At 73.7% G+C, this 19,105-nt stretch carries 12 protein-coding genes; 1 reads left to right on the top strand and 11 read right to left on the bottom strand.

Going from position 1 to position 19,105, the window contains the following annotated elements; translation table 11 throughout:
• The 11 genes from ACFW22_RS26815 to ACFW22_RS26765 all read right to left on the bottom strand — a co-directional run.
• The coding region (locus ACFW22_RS26815) for an amino acid adenylation domain-containing protein (RefSeq protein ID WP_386409206.1) at positions 1 to 8,269 on the bottom strand (8,269 nt) is incomplete at its 3' end.
• Complete coding sequence (gene sbnA / locus ACFW22_RS26810) at positions 8,269 to 9,351, bottom strand: 2,3-diaminopropionate biosynthesis protein SbnA (RefSeq protein WP_386409204.1); 1,083 nt, start codon at positions 9,349 to 9,351, stop codon at positions 8,269 to 8,271. The genes sbnA and ACFW22_RS26815, both read right to left, overlap by 1 nt.
• Before the next feature lie 29 nt (positions 9,352 to 9,380).
• Positions 9,381 to 10,430, bottom strand: a complete 1,050-nt coding sequence (gene sbnB, locus ACFW22_RS26805; RefSeq protein ID WP_386409202.1) for a 2,3-diaminopropionate biosynthesis protein SbnB — start codon at positions 10,428 to 10,430, stop codon at positions 9,381 to 9,383.
• A gap of 116 nt (positions 10,431 to 10,546) precedes the next feature.
• Positions 10,547 to 11,722 (bottom strand): acyl-CoA dehydrogenase family protein, encoded by a 1,176-nt coding sequence (locus tag ACFW22_RS26800; protein WP_386409200.1) that lies wholly within the window; start codon positions 11,720 to 11,722, stop codon positions 10,547 to 10,549.
• Positions 11,719 to 12,423 (bottom strand): hypothetical protein, encoded by a 705-nt coding sequence (locus ACFW22_RS26795; RefSeq protein ID WP_386409198.1) that lies wholly within the window; start codon positions 12,421 to 12,423, stop codon positions 11,719 to 11,721. Before ACFW22_RS26795 ends, ACFW22_RS26800 begins: the two co-directional genes overlap by 4 nt.
• Positions 12,420 to 13,286, bottom strand: coding sequence for a hypothetical protein (locus tag ACFW22_RS26790; protein ID WP_386409196.1), 867 nt, complete (start codon positions 13,284 to 13,286; stop codon positions 12,420 to 12,422). Before ACFW22_RS26790 ends, ACFW22_RS26795 begins: the two co-directional genes overlap by 4 nt.
• Entirely contained in the window at positions 13,283 to 13,558 is a 276-nt protein-coding gene (locus ACFW22_RS26785) for an acyl carrier protein (RefSeq protein WP_032767757.1), read from the bottom strand. The genes ACFW22_RS26790 and ACFW22_RS26785 overlap by 4 nt, the downstream gene beginning before the upstream one ends.
• 29 nt (positions 13,559 to 13,587) lie before the next feature.
• Positions 13,588 to 14,886, bottom strand: coding sequence for a type III PLP-dependent enzyme (locus tag ACFW22_RS26780; protein ID WP_386409194.1), 1,299 nt, complete (start codon positions 14,884 to 14,886; stop codon positions 13,588 to 13,590).
• Positions 14,883 to 16,268 (bottom strand): ATP-grasp domain-containing protein, encoded by a 1,386-nt coding sequence (locus ACFW22_RS26775; protein WP_386409192.1) that lies wholly within the window; start codon positions 16,266 to 16,268, stop codon positions 14,883 to 14,885. The genes ACFW22_RS26780 and ACFW22_RS26775 overlap by 4 nt, the downstream gene beginning before the upstream one ends.
• A gap of 17 nt (positions 16,269 to 16,285) precedes the next feature.
• The gene (locus tag ACFW22_RS26770; RefSeq protein ID WP_386409190.1) at positions 16,286 to 17,209 is read right to left on the bottom strand and encodes a 3-oxoacyl-[acyl-carrier-protein] synthase III C-terminal domain-containing protein; all 924 of its coding nucleotides are present in this window, start codon (positions 17,207 to 17,209) and stop codon (positions 16,286 to 16,288) included.
• A 204-nt stretch (positions 17,210 to 17,413) separates the two neighbouring features.
• Positions 17,414 to 18,142 carry a DUF4097 domain-containing protein gene (locus ACFW22_RS26765; RefSeq protein WP_386409188.1) on the bottom strand — a complete coding sequence of 243 codons (729 nt, stop codon included), beginning with the start codon at positions 18,140 to 18,142 and terminating at the stop codon, positions 17,414 to 17,416.
• A 245-nt stretch (positions 18,143 to 18,387) separates the two neighbouring features.
• Here ACFW22_RS26765 and ACFW22_RS26760 point away from each other — a divergent pair, with 245 nt between their 5' ends.
• Positions 18,388 to 19,095 (top strand): aspartate/glutamate racemase family protein, encoded by a 708-nt coding sequence (locus tag ACFW22_RS26760; RefSeq protein ID WP_386409186.1) that lies wholly within the window; start codon positions 18,388 to 18,390, stop codon positions 19,093 to 19,095.
• Positions 19,096 to 19,105: the final 10 nt, after the last annotated feature.

The raw sequence follows: 19,105 nt of genomic DNA, 5'->3' as shown, positions 1-19,105 counted from the left end.
GCCACACCGCGAAGTCCGCGTACTGCACGGGGAGTGCCGACCATTCCGGGGCCTCACCCGCGCACCGCGCCGCGTACGCACGCGACACGTCACGGACGAGGGGGGCGACGGACCAGCCGTCCCAGGCGATGTGGTGGACGACCAGGAGCAGCAGGTGCTCGTCGGGGGCAGTGCGGTACAGGTGGGCACGGAGGGGAATCTCGGTGGTCAGGTCGAAACCACGGCCCGCGCGGGCCGCCGACACCGACACCGCACCCGCGGCGTCCACCTCGGCCGCCTCCAAACCCGGCCACACCTCCGCCGCGTCCAAAACCACCTGCCGCGGCTCCCCGTCCACCTCCGGGAACACCGTCCGTAGACTCTCGTGCCGCCCCACCACGTCCGCCAGCGCCGCATCCAACGCCGCCACGTCCAGCGCACCCGACAACCGCACCGCGAAGGAGACGTTGTAGGCGGCCGACCCGGGGTCGAGCCGGTTGAGGAACCACAGCCGTGTCTGGGTGAAGGAGAGCGGCAGGTGCCCGCTGGCCTCCGGGCGGGGGGTGCGGGCCAGGGCGGGCCTGACCGTGTCGCCGGTGCCGAGGCGGGCGACGACGCCGGCCACGGTCCGCGCCTCGAAGAGGGTGCGGATCGGCAACTCGACGTCGAGCGCCGACCTGGCGCGGCTCACCACCCGGGTGGCGAGGAGGGAGTGGCCGCCCAGCTCGAAGAAGTCGTCGTCGATGCCGACGTCGGTGATCTGGAGCAGTTCGGCGAAGATGCCGCAGAGGATCTCCTCGGCCGGGGTGCGGGGACCGCGGCCGCGCCGGGTGCGGGTCTCCTCCGGGTCGGGCAGCGCCTTGCGGTCCAGCTTGCCCTGCGGGGTGAGCGGGAGTTCGTCGAGGCTCACGATCGCGGCGGGCACCATGTACTCGGGCAGGACGGCGGCGAGCGCGTCCCGCAGCGCGGCGGCGTCGACGCCCCCGGGCGTCGCGGGGACCACATAGGCGACGAGCCGGTCCTCCTGGCCGGTGGCGTTCCGGACGACGGCCGCGGCCTGGCGGACCTCCGGGCGGGCGGCGAGCTCGGTCTCGATCTCGCCGAGTTCGACCCGGAAGCCGCGCAGCTGCACCTGGTCGTCGGCGCGGCCGACGTAGTGGAGCTGTCCGTCGGGGCGCCAGTTCGCCAGGTCGCCCGTGCGGTACATGCGGGCGCCGGCGGGCCCGTAGGGGTCGGCCACGAACCGCTTCGCGGTGAGGGCAGGCCGGTCCTTGTAGCCGCGGGCGAGGTTGCCGCCGACGTACAGTTCGCCGACGGCTCCGGTCGGGACCGGGCGGAGCGCGTCGTCGAGGACGTAGACGCGGTGGGCGGCGGTGGGGCGGCCGATCGGCGGGTGGCCGGCGGTCCCCAGCGGGTCGCTGACCGTGGAGGCGAGCACGGCCTCGGTGGGTCCGTAGCCGTTGAACATGCGGACCTGCCCGGCCCAGCGTTCCACGACGTGCGGCGGGCAGGCCTCACCAGCGACGATCAGGGTGAGGTCGTCGGGGAGCCGGGAGCCCTCCGGCAGAGCGCCGACGACGACCGGCGGCAGCCCGGCCAGATTGACCCGGTGCCGGTGGAGCAGGTCGACGAGGGGCTTCCCGGGGACGCGGCAGTCCTCGTCGGCGACGACGAGGGTGCCGCCGGCGAGCAGGGAGAGACTGAGCTCCCACACGGAGGCATCGAAGCTGAACGAGGCGAACTTCAGGACGCGGGCCCGGTGGTCGACGTCGAACTCCTCGACGAGGCTGGCCACCATGGCGGCGAATCCGGCGTGGTCGACGATGACGCCCTTGGGCCGGCCGGTGGAGCCCGAGGTGTAGATGACGTACGCGGGGTGCCGGGGGTCGAGGGCCGTGGGCCGGTCGGTGTCCTCGGGCGCGTGGTCGGGCAGCGCGGCGAGCGCGGCGGCCGTGTCCTCCCCGTCGAGCAGGAGGACGTCGCAGTCGGCGGCGGGCAGCCGGCCGGCCAGCTCCGTGGTGGTCACCAGGGTCGCCGGGCCGCTGTCAGAGAGCATGAACGCGATGCGGTCGGCGGGGTACTTGGGGTCGACGGGCAGGTAGGCGGCGCCCGCCTTGAGGACGGCGAGGAGGGCCGCGGTCATCTCCACGGGGTCGGGCAGGGCGAGGGCGACGGTCCGCTCGGGTCCGGCGCCCCGGGCGAGCAGCAGCCGGGCGAGCCGGTTGGCACGCCGGTCCAGCTCGTCGTACGTGACCTCGGTGTCGCCGGAGACGAGGGCGACGGCGTCCGGGTTCTCGGCCACGCGGGACTGGAACAGGGCGGGGATGACGGGCCGGGGCGTGTCGTCGGCCCGGCCGCCCCATTCCTGGACGATCCGCCGCTGCTCGGCGGACTCGTCGAGGGTGAGCCGTCCGACGGGGGTGCCGGGGTGGGTGACGGCGGTGCCGACGACCTCGACCAGCTGCCGGAGCGTCTCCTCGACGGCGGACCGCTCGTGCGCGGAGGGCCGGTACTGGAGGGTGAGCGTGAGCCGGGGGCCGGGGTGGACGAGGACGGCGAGCCCGCGCTCGGTGGCGAGACGGGTGGTGCCGTCGCCCAGGCGCAGGGCGGGCACGAGCGCGTTCAGGGCGGTCAGGTCGGCGCGCGGCTGGTTCTGGAAGCTGAAGACCGTGTCGAAGAGGTCTCCGGCGCCCGCGAGCCGCTGCACCTCGCCCAGCCCGATGTGCTGGTGCTCCAAGAGGTCGGTCTGCTGGGCGTAGAGGCGTCGGACGAGGTCGGTGAACGGCTCCGCCGGGTCGAGGGTGACCCGCTGCGGGAGCATGTTGAGGAAGAGGCCGACCATGCCCTCGACGCCGGGCAGCTCCGGCGGGCGGGCCGAGGCGACGGTGCCGAAGACGAGGTCGCCGCGTCCGGTGCGGCGGCCGAGGACCACGGCCCAGCAGGCCTGGAGGACCGTGTTGAGGGTGACGTTCCGCTCGCGGGCCCAGGAGGTGAGCCGTGCGGTGAGGTCCTCGGGCAGTTCGTGGACGAGGGACTCGGGCGGGCGGGAGCCTTCGGTGTGCTCGCCGGTGGACAGCAGGGTGGGTTCGGTGACTCCGGCAAGCGCGGTCCGCCAGGCGGCCCGGGCCGACTCGGTGTCCTGGGCGGCGAGCCAGGTGAAGTAGTCGCGGTAGGGCGGCGCGGGCGGCAGCACGGAGGCGTCGCCGCCGGCGGCGTACAGGGTGAAGAGCTCGCGGGCGAGGATCCCCAGGGACCAGCCGTCCGCGAGGAGGTGGTGCAGGGTCCAAAGGAGCCGGATGCGGTCGCCGGGCAGGCGGATCGCGGTGAACCGCAGCAGCGGCGCGGTCGTCAGGTCGAAGCCCCGCTCCCAGTCGGCCTCGGTCAGCCGGGCCGACTCGGCGTCCCGTTCGGCCTCCGACGCCGTCCCGGTGAGGTCGACGTCGGTCCACGGGGCGCGGACCTGGCCGGCCACGTGCTGCACGGGCTGCGTGTCAGGCGCCGCCTCGGGGAAGCTCACCCGGAGTCCCGGGTGCCGGTCGAGGAGCGCGTCGGCGGCGGCGCGGAAGGCGTCGGTGTCGAAGGGGCCCTCGATGTCGAGGACGGTCTGGAGCAGGTAGCTGTCGGTGCCGTGGCGCTCCAGCTCGGCCTGGATGAGCAGGCCCTGCTGGAGCGGGGAGAGCGGCAGGATCTCGGCGCGGGGGCCGCGCGCGGCGGCCTCGGCGGCGTGCCCGGCGAGGGTCTCCAGGGCGCGGAACCAGGTGCGGGCGATGTCCTCCGCGGCGGCGTCCGGAAACAGGTCGCCGGCCCAGATCCAGTCCGCGACCAGGTGCGGTCCGTCGGCGCGGTCCTCGGTGACCGGGGTGACGGCGAGGACGTGCCGCAGCGGCATGCGGGGGTGGACGCCGGTACCGATGACGGCGTCCTCGGTGACGAGGGACCAGTCGCCGCTGGGGGCGTCGGTCTGGAAGCGGCCGAGGTAGTTGAAGCCGATCTCGGGCACGCCGTGGCGGGCGAGCGCGGGGAGGGTCTGCGGGTTGAGGTGGCGCAGCAGACCGAAGCCGAGGCCGTGGTCGGGGAGTCGCCGCAGGCGGCTCCGGACGTCCTGGAGGGCGGTGCCGGCGGTCTCGCCGCCGGCCCACAGGTCGTCCCAGTCCACGCCGGGGCCGGGTCCGAGGAGGACGGGGTAGACGCTGGTGAACCAGCCGACGGTGCGCGACAGGTCGACGTCGTCGGTGAACTGCTCGCGGCCGTGGCCCTCCAGTTCGACCGTGGTGTCGGCCGGCTCGGCCCCGTTGCGGCGGCGCCAGTCGGCGACGGCCATGCCGAGGGCGGTGAGGAGCAGGTCGTTGATCTCGCCGTCGTGGATGCCGCGGACGCCGGCGAGGACGGCGGACGTCGCGCGGGTGTCGAGTTCCAGGCGCAGGCGGTGGGCGGTGCCGTAGACGTCGCGCGAGGGGTCGAGCGGGCGGTCGCCGAGCGGTGCGGTGCCGGCAGCGAACTGTTCGTTCCACAGGGGGAACTCGGCGACCCGTTCGGCGGTCCTGGCATGGGCGCCCAGTCTGCTGGTCCACTCACGGTACGAGGTGGGGACGGGGTCCGGGCTGTCGCCCGCGACGGCGCGGGCGAGGTCGGAGACGAGGACGCGCCAGGAGACGCCGTCGACGCACAGGTGGTGGGTGAGCCAGACCAGGCGGCCCGAGCGGCCGGGGCCGCGGTCGAGCAGGACGAGCTGGGTGACCTGGCCGGTGTCCGGGGAGAGCCGGGCGCGGGTGAGGTCGGTTTGCTCGCGGACGGCGTCGGCCAGGGCCCGGGGGTCGTCGGCGAGGGAGGACGCGTCGACGTGGCGGACGAGGTCGGCGGCGGTGACCGCGCTCGGCGGGAGCGCTTCGAAGGACCAGAGCCCCTCGACGGGGACCGTGAGCCGGGTGCGCAGGGCGGCGTGTCGGTCGAGGAGGGCGTCGACGGCGGCGCGGAGGGCTTCGACGCCGAGTCCTACCGGGGTGCGCAGGACGACGAACTGGCTGTACTCGCGGGAGCGTTCGTCGAGGGCGGCGAGGTCCTCGCGCAGTTGGTGGGCGATCGGGGCGAGTTCGATCTCGCCGGTGCCGTCCTGGGCGGGGCCGGCCGGGCGGGCGGGCCCGTCGGCGGGGGTGGCGGCGGCAACGGCGCGGGGGGTGCCGTGCTTGCGGATCAGCAGCGGGGTGACGGCGAGGCCGGCCTTGCGGGCGTGGCTGACCGCCTGGATGGCGGTGATGCTGTCGCCGCCGAGCTCGAAGAAGTTGTCGTCGGGGCCGGCGGGGACTCCGAGGACCTCCGTGAAGACGGCGCGGAGGATCTCCTCGCCGCGGGAGCGGGGGGTGGCCGGGTCGGGGGCGGTGCTCGCGCGGCCGGTCGGGGGCAGGGGCAGTGCCTTGCGGTCGACCTTGCCGTGGGCGGTCAGCGGCAGCGCGTCGAGGACGAGGAGGTGCTGCGGCACCATGTACGCGGGCAGGTGCGCCGCCAGGTGCGCGCGGAGCGCTCCGGTGTCGAGGGCGGTGTGCTCGCGGGGGACGCAGTGGCCGACGAGGTGCTTGCCGCCGGAGGCGTCGGCCGTGACCGTGACGACGGCGTCGGCGACGTCCTCGTGGCGGCGCAGGATGGTCTCGATCTCGCCGAGTTCGATGCGGTGGCCGCGGATCTTCACCTGGTGGTCCCGCCGTTCGAGGAAAACGAGTTCGCCGTCGTCGTCCCAGTGGACGCGGTCGCCGGTGCGGTACATGCGGGTGCCGGCGGGACCGTACGGGTCGGGGACGAAGGTGCCGGCGGTGCGGGCCGGGTCGGCGAGGTAGCCGCGGCCGACGCCCGCGCCGGCGATGTACAGCTCGCCGGGGATGCCGTGCGGGAGGGGCCGCAGGTCGTCGCCGAGGACGTACAGGCGGGTGTTGCGGACGGGGGCGCCGATGGGGACGGGCCGGTCGGAGGCCGGGGCGTGCACGATGCGGGCGTGGGTGACGTCGTCGGAGCACTCGGTGGGCCCGTAGGCGTTGACGAGGGGCGTCCCGGGGTGGTGGGCGAGCCAGCGGCGGCAGAGGTCGGCGGGCAGGGCCTCGCCGGTGACCATGAGGTGGCGCAGGACCGGCAGGTCCATGCCGGCGCCGGTGAGGTCCCAGGCGTCGAGGGCGGCGCGCAGCAGGGACGGTACGACCTCGAGGACGGTGACGCCGTCGGCGGCGGCGAGCGCGAACAGGAGGTCGGGGTCGGCGGCGGTGTCCCGGCCGACGACGCGCACCCGGCCGCCGACAACGAGCGGGGTGAGCATCTGCCAGACGGAGATGTCGAAGGTGACGGGGGCGTTCTGCACGAGCGTGTCCCGCTCGGTCAGCGCCAGCTCGTCGACCTTGGCGAGCAGGTGGTTGGCCATGCCCGCGCGGTGCACCATGGCGCCCTTGGGCTGCCCGGTGGAGCCGGAGGTGAAGATCACGTAGGCGAGGTCGAGCGGTGCGCCGACGAGCGGCGCGAGGCCGTCCAGGGGGTCCTCGGCGCCGTCGGGGGTGACGATCCGCACGGGCCGCCCGGCGGCCGCGGCAGCCTGCTCGGCGAGGCGGCGGTGGGGCGCGTCCGCGATCAGGTGGTCGATGCCGTTGTCGGCAAGCAGGGCGGCGGTGCGCGCGACGGGCGCGTGCGTGTCGAGGGGTACGTAGGCGCCGCCGGCGCCGATGACGGCGAGCACCGAGGCCAGGTAGCCGGCGCCGGGGGTGGCGAGGATGCCGACGAGGCCCGTGCCGGGGAGGGTGCGGGAGAGCGCGGAGGCACGGGCGACGAGGGAGGCGTACGTGGTGCGGGCGTCGTCGTCCTCGACCGCGACCGCGTCGGGGCGGCGGGCGGCCTGCTCCCGGACGCGCTCGACGACGCAGGTGAGGTCGGCGGGGCGCTCGGGTCCCGAGGCGGTGCGCAGCCAGGCGGTGCGGCTCTCAGCCGTGGGGGCGTCGGGCAGGTCGCCGGGGATGTCCAGGCCGCCGACGCGCTCCTCGCCCGCGGCCTCGGCGAACCGTCCGACGAAGGCGGCGAGCCGGGCGAGGTGCCGGGCGGTCTCGGCGTCGCCGTAGCGGCCGGGGCTGCCGTTGAGGTGGATCTCCATGCCGTCGCCGGGTGTCTCGACGAGGGTGACCATCAAATCGTCGACGAGGCCGGTGGACAGGTTGTGCACCTCGGCCGTGCACGGGCCGAGGTCGAGTCCGGTCTGCTGCGGCAGCAGGTTGACGAAGGGACCGAAGGGGCGGCGGTCGTCGCTGCGCAGTCCCATGTCGCGGCGGATCGCGCTGACCCGGTGCCGCTGGTGCCGGAGGACCTGGGCGAGTTCCCGGGAGGTGAGCCGGAGCAGTTCCGCCTTGGTGAGGGTGGGCCGCACCGGTACGCGCAGGGGCAGGTAGTTGGCCATCATGCCGGGCACGGCCCGCTGGCGGGCGTTCATCCGGGCGGTGGCGGGCAGGGTGAGCAGCACGTCCTCGGTGCCGGACGCCCGCTGGGTGTAGAGGGCGACGGCGGCCATGGCCACGGTGGGCCAGGTGACGTCCGAGCGGCCGGCGGTGTCGCGCAGGGCTCGTACCGTCGCATCGGGCAGGACGACGGAGTGGCGCAGGAACCCGCTGGGGTGTCCGGCGGCGGGGGGCCTGCGGGACAGGGTGACCGGTTCCGGCGGCTCGGGGAAGCGCCGCTGCCAGAACTCCGCGTCGCGGCGGGCGGCTCCTGACGCGCGGTAGGCAGTCTCGGCGTCGACCAGCTCGCGCAGGGGCGGCAGCGGGGTGCCGGGCGCGGTGCCGTCGGCGTCGGCGGCGTACAGCTCGGCGAGCCGGCGCCACAGGACCGTCTGGCTGAAGCCGTCGCACAGCAGGTGGTGCACGCACAGGTAGAAGAAGGCGCGGTCGGGGGCGACGGTGAGGACGGCGGTCCGCATCAGCGGGAAGTCGTCGAGGCCCATGGGGACGGCGAGGTCCTGCGCCATCCATTCCCGGGCGGCCTCGGCGGGGTCTTCCGCGTGCCGCAGGTCGAGCTCGGTCAGCGGCGGCTCCGGGAGCCGTTCGACGGTCTGGTGCGGTTCGCCGTCGCGGTCGGTGAAGCGGGCGCGCAGGCATTCGGCCTCGTCGACGAGCCGGCGGAGCGCGGTGCGGAAGCGGTCGGTGTCGAGCGGGCCCCGGATGTCCAGGTATCCGGCCGAGTTGTACGCGCTGCCGCGGCCCGCGGCCCGCGCGTCGAGCCAGATCTCCACCTGGCCCGCGGTGAGCGCCGGTCCGGCGCCCGGAGTCGATGTCATCACAGGCTCCCAGGGGAGGTCGGGCCGACCCGGACGGGATCGGCGGGATGGTGCGGTGCGGGCTGGGCGTGCGGGGGGCGGTGGCCGGGGGCCCTCGGGGCGGGCGGCGGCGCGAAGGGGTCCTCGGTGAGGGTCTCCGGGCCGAACGCCTCGCCGACCCAGGCGTCGTCGTAGACGGTGTCGAGATACCGCTCGCCGAGGTCGGGGGCGATGGCGACGGCGGTCAGTCCGCCGGCGCCGGGGCGGTTCTCGCGCAGCCAGCGGACGGCGCCGCTGAGCACGGTGCCGGTGGAGCCGCCGAGCAGGAAGCCCTCGCGCAGCAGCGCCCGGCAGGCGCGCACGGTGTCCTTCTCGGGGACGATGACGACGTCGTCGAGGAGCGAGGCGTCCAGGAGGGCGGGCCGCACGCTCGTGCCCACGCCGGGGATGAGCCGGGGGGCGGGCTCGCCTCCGAAGTTGACCGAGCCGGCCGCGTCGACGGCGACGATGGTCACCGCCGGGTTGTGCTCGCGGAAGAAGCGGGCGCAGCCCATCAGGGTGCCGGTGGTGCCCGCGCCGACGAAGAGGACGCCCAGGTCCGGGAAGGCCTTCGCGATCTGCGGGGCGGTCGACTGGTAGTGCGCGGTCCAGTTGCCCGTGTTGGCGTACTGGTTGAGCCAGTGGTAGTCGTCGTGCTCCTCGCACAGCCGGCGGACCAGGTCCAGGCGCGCGCCGAGCAGCCCCCGTTCGGGGTGCGGCCGGGAGACCACACGTACGTCGGCGCCGAGCCGCTGCATCAGCCTGCGGGACGCCTGGGTGCACCGTGAGTCGGTGATACAGACGAACCGGTAGCCCCGGCTGACGGCGACCAGGCTGAGCGCCACCCCCAGGTTGCCGGACGAGCTTTCGACGATGGTCATTCCGGGGCGGAGCGCCCCGGCGCGCTCGGCGGACTCCACCATCTCGTTCGCGGCGCGGAGTTTGACCGAGCCCGCGAAGTTGAAGCCCTCACATTTCAGGTAGAGGGGATATCCGGTGACCCGCCGGACGTCGACGAAAAGGTCGTCGATGTCGAATTCCTGCGGCGTCGTGATGACTGGCATGCGTCTACTCCCGCCCGATGCGCGCGTGTTCAGCCCGTGGTGGTCTGCCGCTGTCCGTAGCGGTCCAGTTCGTGGAAGAAGTCGTCGACGACGTGGAGTTCACCGGCGTCGCGGACGAGGTCGTGGACGTACTTGCCGACGGCGAGGTCGAGCACACCGAGCCCGAAGGGGGAGAACACCAGCGGGAGCGACGGATCGGGCCGTACGGACCCGGTGATCACGTCGTACAGGGTACCGGCGATGAAATCGCGGTTTCCCATGCGCTGTTCGGCCAGGTGCACCGAGGTGTCGGCCTTGAGGCAGTGCTCGATGTCGTCGACGATGTTGGCCGAGGCCAGGACGACCTCGGGTGCCAGGTCGCGCAGCGACACGTTCAGGACGAGCGGGCGGTGCGCGAAGAGTTCGGGGTCGGTGACGTGCGGTGCGCTGACGACGGTGGCGAAGACGACGAGGTCGGAGGAGCGCAGCAGGTCGTCGGAGGTGTCGTGGACGGTGACGGGGGCCCGTTCGCCGCTCTGCTCCAGGTAGACGCGGAACTCGCGCGCGTACTCGGGGCGCAGGTCGTGGACGCCCACGTGCTCGAACTCCCAGCCGGTGGCGGCCAGGAAGGTGTGGACGTAGCGGGCGATGAGTCCGGTGCCCACGATGCCGAGCCGCAGCGGCCGGGGACGGCCCTGGGAGAGCCGGTCGGCGGCAAGCGCGGCGGACGCAGCGGTCCGGACGGCGCTGATGATGGAGCCCTCCATGCAGGCGAACGGATAGCCCGTGACGGGGTCGTTCAGGAGGAGGGCGGCCGAGGCGCGGGGCAGACCGGAGGCGATGTTCCCGGGGAAGCTCGATATCCATTTGATGCCGTCCACGCCGACGTCTCCGCCGCAGGAGGCGGGCAGCGCGATGATCCGCGCGTCGGGCCGGTCGGGGAAGCGCAGGAAGTAGGAGGGCGGGTTCACGGTCCGGCCCGCTCCGTGGAGCCGGTAGGCATCCTCCACGATCTCCACGACCTGCTTCTCGCGGCCGGTGAGGGCGGCCTGGACCTGCGCGCCCGGTATCACTGCGAAAGCCGGGGACGGCTTCTCCATGGCTGTGTCCACCTCATTCTCAAACGATGACGTGCTCGGCTCGGCCGAGGACGATGAGTGCATGGTTGCGCCGGGCCCTGACGGCAGGCTGATCCACCGCTGACGGGACGGCACTGTCAGCGGGTGGCGAGGGGCGGTGCGGCGCGGTCGATCTTCCCGCCGAGCAGCCCCTGGAAGAGGTTCAGTCGCTGCATGTGCGCGGTGCCTTCGAGGAACTCCATCGCCCGGGCGTCCCGGGTGAGTTTGTCGAGCAGCGGTTGGTCGAGGCGGGCGCCAGGACCGAAGAAGGAGCAGGCCGCCAGGGTGATGTCCTCGGCGAGTGCGGCGGTGCGCAGTTTGGCGGCGGAGGCCAGGTGGCCGTCGGTGCCGCGGGCGTCGACGGCGGCCGCCGCGTGGTGCACCAGGAGGCGCGCCGCGTCGACGCGCCGGCGGAGGTCGTCGAGCCGCTCGCGTTCGGCCGCGCGCAGGGTGCCGCGGTGGGCGGTGACGTATTCGAGAGCGGCGCGGGCGATGCCGACGGAGATGGCGGCGACGCCGGGGCGCAGCAGGTTGAAGGTCTGCACGAAGGCCCACACGCCGCGCCGGGTGGCGGGCAGGTGCCGGCCGAGGAAGCGTTCTTCGGGGACGGGGACGCGGTCCATGACGATGGAGCTGATCCGGGCGCCGCGCAGTCCGATCATGTCGAGCGGTTCGGCGCGGAAGCCGGGGTCGGCCGTGTCGACGAGGACGGCGGTGATGCCGAGCGGTCCCGGCCTGCTGCGGGCGAACACCACGCCGAGCTGGGCGCGCGAGGCGTTGCCGACGTAGCGCTTCTCGCCGCTCAGCAGGGCGCCCCCGGGGGTGGGGGTGAGGATAGTGCGCAGCGCGGCGGCATCCGAGCCGCCGTCCGGTTCGGTGAGGGCGAAGCAGGTCCACAGCGGCTCACTGAGCATCCGGCCGTAGAACCAGTGCTTCTGGGCCTCGTCGGCGAAGAGGCCGACGGCGACCCCGGCGAGGAGCGGTCCTGGCGCGGCGACGAGCGTGCCCACGTCGGCGCAGGCCAACTCCTCCATGACGACAGCGCGTTCGAGGGCGGAGTCGCCGTAGAAGCGGTGTCCGTCGATCTTCTCCGGCTCGTGTCCGTACGCGGCGGGGATGCCCATGGTGGCGAGATGGCGTACGGCCGGCAGGTCGAAGTGGCGGCGGACGGCCTCCGGGTCGCGGTCGATCTCCAGCGCGAGCGGGCGCAGGTCCGCGCCCCATTCGCGCAGCCGGCCGCGGAGCGCCGCCAGGCGGGCGTCGACGTGGTTCACGGCGTGACCTCCCCGCCGGTGTGGGCCTCGGCGAGCAGCTCCGAGACGTGGACGGTCATGCCGGGGCTGTTCCTGAGGTAGCCGGAGGCACCGAGCAGCCGCACCTGCTCGCGGTCGGCGGCGGTGATCCGGCGGTGCAGGTGGTGCAGCATGCCGGTGTCGAGGTCGCCCGGGGCGGCGCCGGTCAGGACGGCCCGGACCTCCAGGTGCTCGACGAGGACGTCGGCGATCGTGCCCTTGACCAGCTGCTGCTGGAGCAGGGTGGAGTCCCCGGTCCGCCGGTGCGCGAGACGGACGACGCAGGCGGCCCGCAGGCCCTCGGAGAGTCCGAGGCGCAGCCACACCAGACCGAGGGCGTACGCGGCGCTCCGGGCCCGGCCGGCCGCGTCCGGGCGGTCGGCGTCGTCCGGTCCGGGCCGGGTGACCCGGGTCGTGAGCACGGGGCCGCCCGGCAGGTCCGTCCCGGCCGGCGCGGTCTCCCGGCGGCGCTCGCGGGGGTGGCGCAGACCGCCGATCCATACCTCGTCGGCCTCGGCGTGGGTCCGGGCGTCCACGACGGCGTGCCCGGCGGGTCCGCACGGCAGCAGGCCGGGCAGGACGGCGGAGCCGAGCGCGGCGAGCGCGGGGGCGAACCCCTCGTGCCGGGCCGTGGCGTGGACGTGTCCGGTCAGCGCCGTGTCGTCGGGCGCGAGCGTGGTCATGTGTCTCTCCGGACCAGGCAGGCGCTGAGTTCGCCGGTCTCCGGGTCGTGGTCGAGCAGGGCGAGGCGGCCCTCGTGCGGGGCCCGCCGTGCCTCGGCGACCAGTTCGGTCAGGGTGGCGGAGGCCGGGAACCCGGCCGGGGCCCGCAGCCGGCGGCCGGTGTGGCCGGCCGGTCCGCTGTCCGCGTCGAGGCCGGGGCCGAGGACGAGGGGGCCGTCCGGGTCGTAGCCGAGGCCGTCGAGGAGCGCCGGGGCCAGGCCCGGCACGTCGTCGGGGCCGACGCCGGAGGCACGGCGGACCGCCAGCTCCCCGGCCGCTCCGTCGGCGCTAAACAGCAGGGCGACTCCGGCGTCCCCGGCGAGGTCGCGGCCCGTCTCGTACGGCAGGGTCGCCTGGTCCAGGACGAACACGGCGGCCGAGCGGTAGCCCTGCCGCCGGACGTACCGGCCGGCCAGTTCCAGGGCGACGAAGGGAGCCGCGGTGCCGCAGTCGGCGACCGTGAGGACCTGCGGGTCACCGGGGACGAGCACGGACAGGGCGGTGACCGCGGCGAGCCGGCAGTCGAGGTCCGGGGTGGTGTGGGCGACGACGACGAGCTCGGCGTCGACGGGCCCGGCCGACAGGTCGGCGAGGAGCGCCGCGGCCATGACGGCGAAGGTGTTGCCGGTGCCGCGGGCGGCGACCTCGGGGCGGTGCTCGACCCCGTAAAGGGTGGTGAGGTCGGCGAAGTGCCGGGCAGAGAAGGCGTCGTCGATCCGTGCCGGGCCCTCGGGGAACGTACGGTGCACGGCCGCGGCCAGGGGCAGCGGGAACACCCCGGTGTCCTCGGCGGCGCGGGGTGCCGGGGCGGGCTGCACGGTCATCCGCGGGCACCCGTTTCGGCGGCGATGAAGTCCGTCAGCGAGCGCACGCTCGCGAAGTGCGCCATCTCCAGCGAGTCCGTGTCGAACTCGATGTCCAGCGACTCCTCCAGACGCATCAGCATCTCGAAGACGCCCGTCGAGTCGAGACCCAGCTCGTCGAAGAGCCGGGAGTCCTCGGTCAGCTCCGGCAGGTCGTAGTCGAGCACGTCGTGGAGGGCCGCGGAGATCTCGGAGACGATCCGGGCGCGGTCGGTGGTGGTCGGAGCGGTCATGGCGGGAGTCCTTCCGGCGGTGGTCGGGGTCAGTTGGCGGCGGTGGCGCGTGCCTGGAGCACGGCCGCCGGGAGCCGCTGCTTGCTCAGGAGATCGGCGGGGCGGTCGGCCTCCCGGACGAGGTGGGCGTGTCCGTCGACGACGAGCACCTCCGCGGGGTAGCCGTGGCTGAGGAAGTTCACGGGGGACGCGGTGGGGCCGTACGCGCCGGAGCGCTCCACGCCGAGCAGGTCGCCGGGGGCGAGGGGCGGCAGCGCGATCTTCTTGGCCAGGGTGTCGTTCGGGGTGCACAGCGGTCCGGTGACGTTCCACGTCTCCGTGCCGGTCTCGTCGCCGGCGCCGCTGATCAGGCGCATCGGGAAGTTCCGCTTGACGAAGGAGCCGATGCCGACCGCCGCCATGTGGTGGTGGGTGCCGCCGTCGGTGACGGCGAAGCGCTCGCCGAGCGAGGTCTTCACGTACCGGACGCGCAGGACGTACGTGCCGGCCTCGGCGGTCAGGTAGCGGCCGAGTTCCATGACGAGCCGGGTGCGCGGGTGGCGGCCGGCGAAGCCGGCCACCACGGGGTTGAGGCCCTTCGCGAGGACGGACAGGTCGAGGTCGCTCTCGCCGTCGAAGTAGGCGACGCCGAGGCCGCCGCCGATGTCGACGAGGTCCAGGTCGAAGCCGAGCGCGGCGGAGAGGCGTTCGGCCAGCTCGACGATGCGCGTGGAGTTCTCGACGACGGACTGCTCGCTGAGGATGCGGGTGCCCATGTAGACCTGAACACCCATCAGCCGGACGTGCGGGAAGCGCTGCGCGAGGTCGGGTTCGGCGAACAGCTGTGCCTCGTCGATGCCGAACTGGCGGGGCTTGCCGCCCATGGTGAGGCCGGAGCCCTTCACCGAGAAGCCGGGGTTGACGCGCAGGGCGACAGGCGCCCGCTCGTCGCGCTCCCGGGCCAGTTCGTCGATGACGGCGAGTTCCTGGAGCGATTCGCAGACGACGGCGGCCACGCCCTCGTCCAGGCAGGCGGTCAGTTCGGCGCGGCTCTTACCCGGGCCGAGGAAGATGATGTCCTCGGGGGCGACGCCGGCCCGGCGTGCGGTGAGGAGCTCGGTCAGCGAGCAGACCTCGGCGCGGGCGCCGTGCGCGTGCAGCAGGGCGCAGACGGCGACGTTCGGGTTGGACTTGAGGGAGAAGAAGATCTCCAGGCGGGGGTCGAAGGCCTCGCGGAGCTCCCGCATCCGTCCCTCCAGCGCGTCCCCGTCGTACAGGTAGAACGGGGTGCCGTAGGTCTCGGCGAGTTCGGAGACGGGGATTCCCTGGACCTCGTGTCGTGTGGTCATGCCGCGTTGTCCTTCCGTGCCGCGAGTCGCGCGGCGATCTCCGTGTCGAGGGTGCCGACGCGGGCGTCCGAGGCCTCCACGAGGACTCCGTAGAGGCGTCCGTCGACGGTCGGCGCGGCCTGCTCCGCCGTCTCGGCGAAGCCCCCGTTGACCGTGGCGTGGTTGTTGACGAGCAGGCCGGTCCCCCGGTCCGGGTCGAAGAGGAGTCCGTCGAGCAGGTCCCGGGTCTCCGCGAACGACAGGGGGGCGGTGAGCCGGAGCGGGTAGTGGCGGGCGACGGCGATCCGGCCGTCCCGGACGAACCGCTCCTCCAGACCGACCTGGTAGGTCGACATGTTGTGCCGGGCGTTGATCTCCACGACCGGGTAGAGCCCGCCCTCGGGGTCGATCATGGCGTCCACGCCGACGACCCCGACGTAGCCGTCGGCGGCGAGGCGCTTGCCGAGCCGCTCGGCGGCGTCGCGGACCTCGTCCCGCTGGAGGGCGGAGAGCCGGGCGGGCATCCGGTGCCCCTTGTGCACACCGCCCTCGGTGAGCTGCTCCTTGACGAAGTCGAAACGCACCGAGCCGTCGCGGCCGACCGTGAACTGGTAGTTCAGGTCGGTCTCCTTGGCCACCCACTCCTCGACGACGAAGGCGACCCTCCCGTTCCCGGAGCGTTCCGCCTGCTTGCGCACCATGCCGAGGATCCGGTCGGCCCTGCGCCGGCTCTCCAGGACCGCGATGCCCTTGCCGGAGACGCCGAACGCCTCTTTGACCACGTACCGCGTCCCGCTGTCGTCGGTGGCGGCGGCGAACGCGCCGGCGAGGTCGTCGAGCGTCTCGCAGGCCCAGCCGTGGGGCTGGCGCAGCCCGAGCTCGTCGGCGACGCGGCGGCTGTACACCTTGCTGTTGACCGCCTTGCAGACGTCCGGTCCCGGCCCGGCCAGCGGCAGTCCGGTCACCTCCGTGAAGCGCCGCTCGTCCGCGGAGATGCCGTGCGCGGTGACCTGGCAGCCCTGGGCCGCCAGCGCGGACAGGGCCGTGAGCAGCGCCGGGGCGTCGAGGGCGTCCTCGGTGACCGTGCGCTGCGGCTCCTGCCGGCCGGGCACGTGGATGCGGGGCAGGGCGATGCCGAGACCGGTGAGGAAGGCGAGGTAGTCGTCGTCCGGCCGGGTCTTGAGGACGACGTGGTCGTCGGCGCCGCCGAGGAACAGGGCGAACTCGTCCATGTGGTTGACCACGGCGCCGGCCGTCGCGGCCGACAGGCGTGGCAGGGTGTGCTCGCCCTTCGCCCACTGCTGTTCCACCTCGAAGTTGCCGAGGAACAGCAGCGGGGTCTCGGGCGCCCCGGTCAGGGCTGTCGCGAGCCGCGCTCGGAAGCCCGGGAGTGTGCCGCTCATGTGCCGTCCTCTCGGTGTCAGTGCTGGAGCACGGCCGCCGCGAACGACTGGCCGAGGCCCGCGGAGGTCATCAGGTAGAAGCCTCCGGGCCGCAGTAGGCCGAGTTCGCGCGCGGACTGGTAGTTGACGAAGGGGTCGGCGCAGAAGCAGTGGCCGGTCTTCGCGATGTTCTCCAGGAAGATGCGGTCCTGGGAGATGCCGAGGTTCTTGGCGGCGACCGTCCACGAGACGCGGTTGACGTTGTGCGGGAGCACGAGGTCGAGGTCGCCGACGCCGATCCCTGCGGCGGCGAGCGCCTCGTGGATGACCTCGGACATGACGTCCTGGTAGATACGCTTGGCCTCCCTGGCCCCCTCGGGGTCCAGGTCGATCACGCCGTCGTCTCGGCCGATGATGCGGGCCTGGTAGCCCAGCACCCGGTCACGGGGGCCGTCCGCGCTGACGAGCAGGGCCGTCATGCCCTCGCCCATGATGGAGACGTCCTCGACCCACTGGGAGAACGGGGTGAACGTCTTGTCGCCGGCCAGGACCAGGGCGAGGGCGCCGGGGTCGGCGGCCAGCAGGGTGCCCGCCACGTCGAGGGCGAGCAGTCCGGTCGCACAGCCGTGGTCGGCCACGGAGAACACGGTCGCGTGGCGCAGGCCGAGCGCCTCACGCACCTGCTGGAGGGGGCTGACCGGGTAGGGCGCGGTGGTGCGCAGCCCCTTGGCGCGCACCACGTAGCGCACGCGGTCTTCCTGGCCTGCGAGCGCCTCCAGCTTCCCGGCCGCCGCGAGCAGCAGCTCGACCTCGGACTGGTCAGGCGCCTGGCAGATTTGCTCCAGGCCGTAGAGCCTGGTGAACCTGCGTACCTGCTGGTCCGTCAGACCCAGCGGTTCACGCAGTTCTTCCACGGACATGGCGGGTGGCAGATAACTCGACACCGCTTCGAGCGAGGTCATGCGCCGGGCCTCCTTGAGTGGTCGGAGCCACTCAAGACTCTTCAGAGGCGCTGACAGCGGGCTGACGCCTCGCTGATCGCCACCACCGCCACCACCGCCGACGCCGCCGAGGGCGTTCGGGCGGCGGGTGCGGCGGCGGGTGCGCGGCGGGTGCGACGGTCACGCGGCCGGTGGGGGGCGGGTGGGCCTGGGGCCCGCCCGGGTTCAGCTGTTCCTGACGGTGATGTCGCCGTTGCTGGTGCGCACTCCGAGCTCGTACTTGCCGGCCGGGTCGCTGGGCACGTCGATGGTCTGGTCACCGTTGTTGGAGTCGACGGTCACCTTGTAACTGGCCTTCGGCACGGTGAGGGTGACGGCGCCGTTGGAGGTCTGGGCACGGATGTCGGCGGGGGTGTCCGGGGCCAGGTTGATCCTGCCGTTGGAGGTCTGGGCCTGGATCCAGTCGCCCTTGATGCCGGTGCCGTTGATCTGGCCGTTGCTGGTCCGCACCTGGACGGTGCCGGTGACCCCGTTCATCTCGACGCGGCCCGAGCTGGTCGTCACCTCGACCGAACCGACCTGGGCGAGGCGGATGGCCCCACTGGAGACCTCGCCGCTGACGGGGATGCCGGCCGGCACGTCGACGGTGTAGTTGACCGAGCAGCGGTTGCCGCAACCACCGAGGATCAGCACGCCGTTCTCGATCCGGTGGGTGGCGCCCTGGGGCCGCTCGCCCTGGAACTCGATCGTGCGGTGCAGCGCCAGGGCGCCGTCCTTGACCCCGTTGACCGTGACGCCGCCCGAGCCGTTGTCGAGGCGCACCGAGGTGATCTTGCCGGAGAGGGTGCTGTCGTCCTCGTAGGTCTCCCCCTGGACGATCCCGCAGGAGGCGAGCGAGACGACGGCGGTGCCGGACACGGCGACGAGCCCGAGGCCGCGGAGTAACTGACGCATGAAGGTTCCTCAGTTCTGGAGAGTGGCCCGAACGGGCACGGGGAGTAGGCCGGTCCGGGCCCTGGTGGTCACGGCGCTCTGCGACGCTATCGCACCTGCAACGGAGCGACCATGGGGCAAACCCCCGGGTCCGGGCGCGGGCTGCCCGTACCCCGGAGGGGTGGTCCCATGCGGTGCGCGGGCCCGCCGGCGGGCGGTCAGCGAGGTGTCAGCGGGGTGTCAGCGATGGGGCCCAGCATCGTCCCATGACTGCGGCGACGACCCTGCCCCCGGGGAGAACGCTGGGCGTACTCGGCGGGATGGGGCCCGCGGCGACCGCGGAGTTCCTCCGTCTCCTCGCCAACGACGTACCGGCGTCCCGGGACCAGGAACACCCCCGGATCGTCATGCTCTCCGACCCCACCGTCCCCGACCGCACGGCCGCGATCCTCGGCGACGACACCGAGGCGGCCCGGCTCATTTGCAAACATCTGTTCACCCTCGTCGAATGGGGAGCCGATCTGCTCGCCATCCCCTGCAACACCGCGCACGCGCTGCTCGACGACATCGCTTCGGAACTTCCCGCCCCCCTCGTCGACATCGTCGACGCGACCCTCGACGAGGCGGTACGGCTGAGCCCCGAGGGCGGCTGGCTCACGGCCACCACCGGAACGGTGGCCAGCGGCCTCTACCAGAAGCGGGCGGCGACGCGGGGCTACCCGCTGCACGTGCCGGGCGACGCGGAGCAGGAGCGCGTCCACGCGGCCGCCGGGCTCGTGAAGGCCGGGCGGACCGACGAGGCCGCCGACGGCTTCCAGGACGTCGTGGAGTCCCTGTGGCGGCGGCGCTCCCTTCCGGTCCTCGCCGCCTGCACCGAACTCCCGCTCGCCCACCGGGCCTCCGCGCTGCCGCCGGAGTCCATGGTGTCCAGCCTGCAGGCGCTCTCCCGTGCCTGTGTCGCCGCACTGCTCTGAGGAGGGCCCC

Origin of the sequence: Streptomyces sp. NPDC058872, from assembly GCF_042743065.1 — a bacterium.
In the GTDB taxonomy this organism is placed as follows: domain Bacteria; phylum Actinomycetota; class Actinomycetes; order Streptomycetales; family Streptomycetaceae; genus Streptomyces.
Note: the sequence above shows the minus strand (reverse complement) of the source record. Positions and strands in the feature narration are given on the sequence as shown.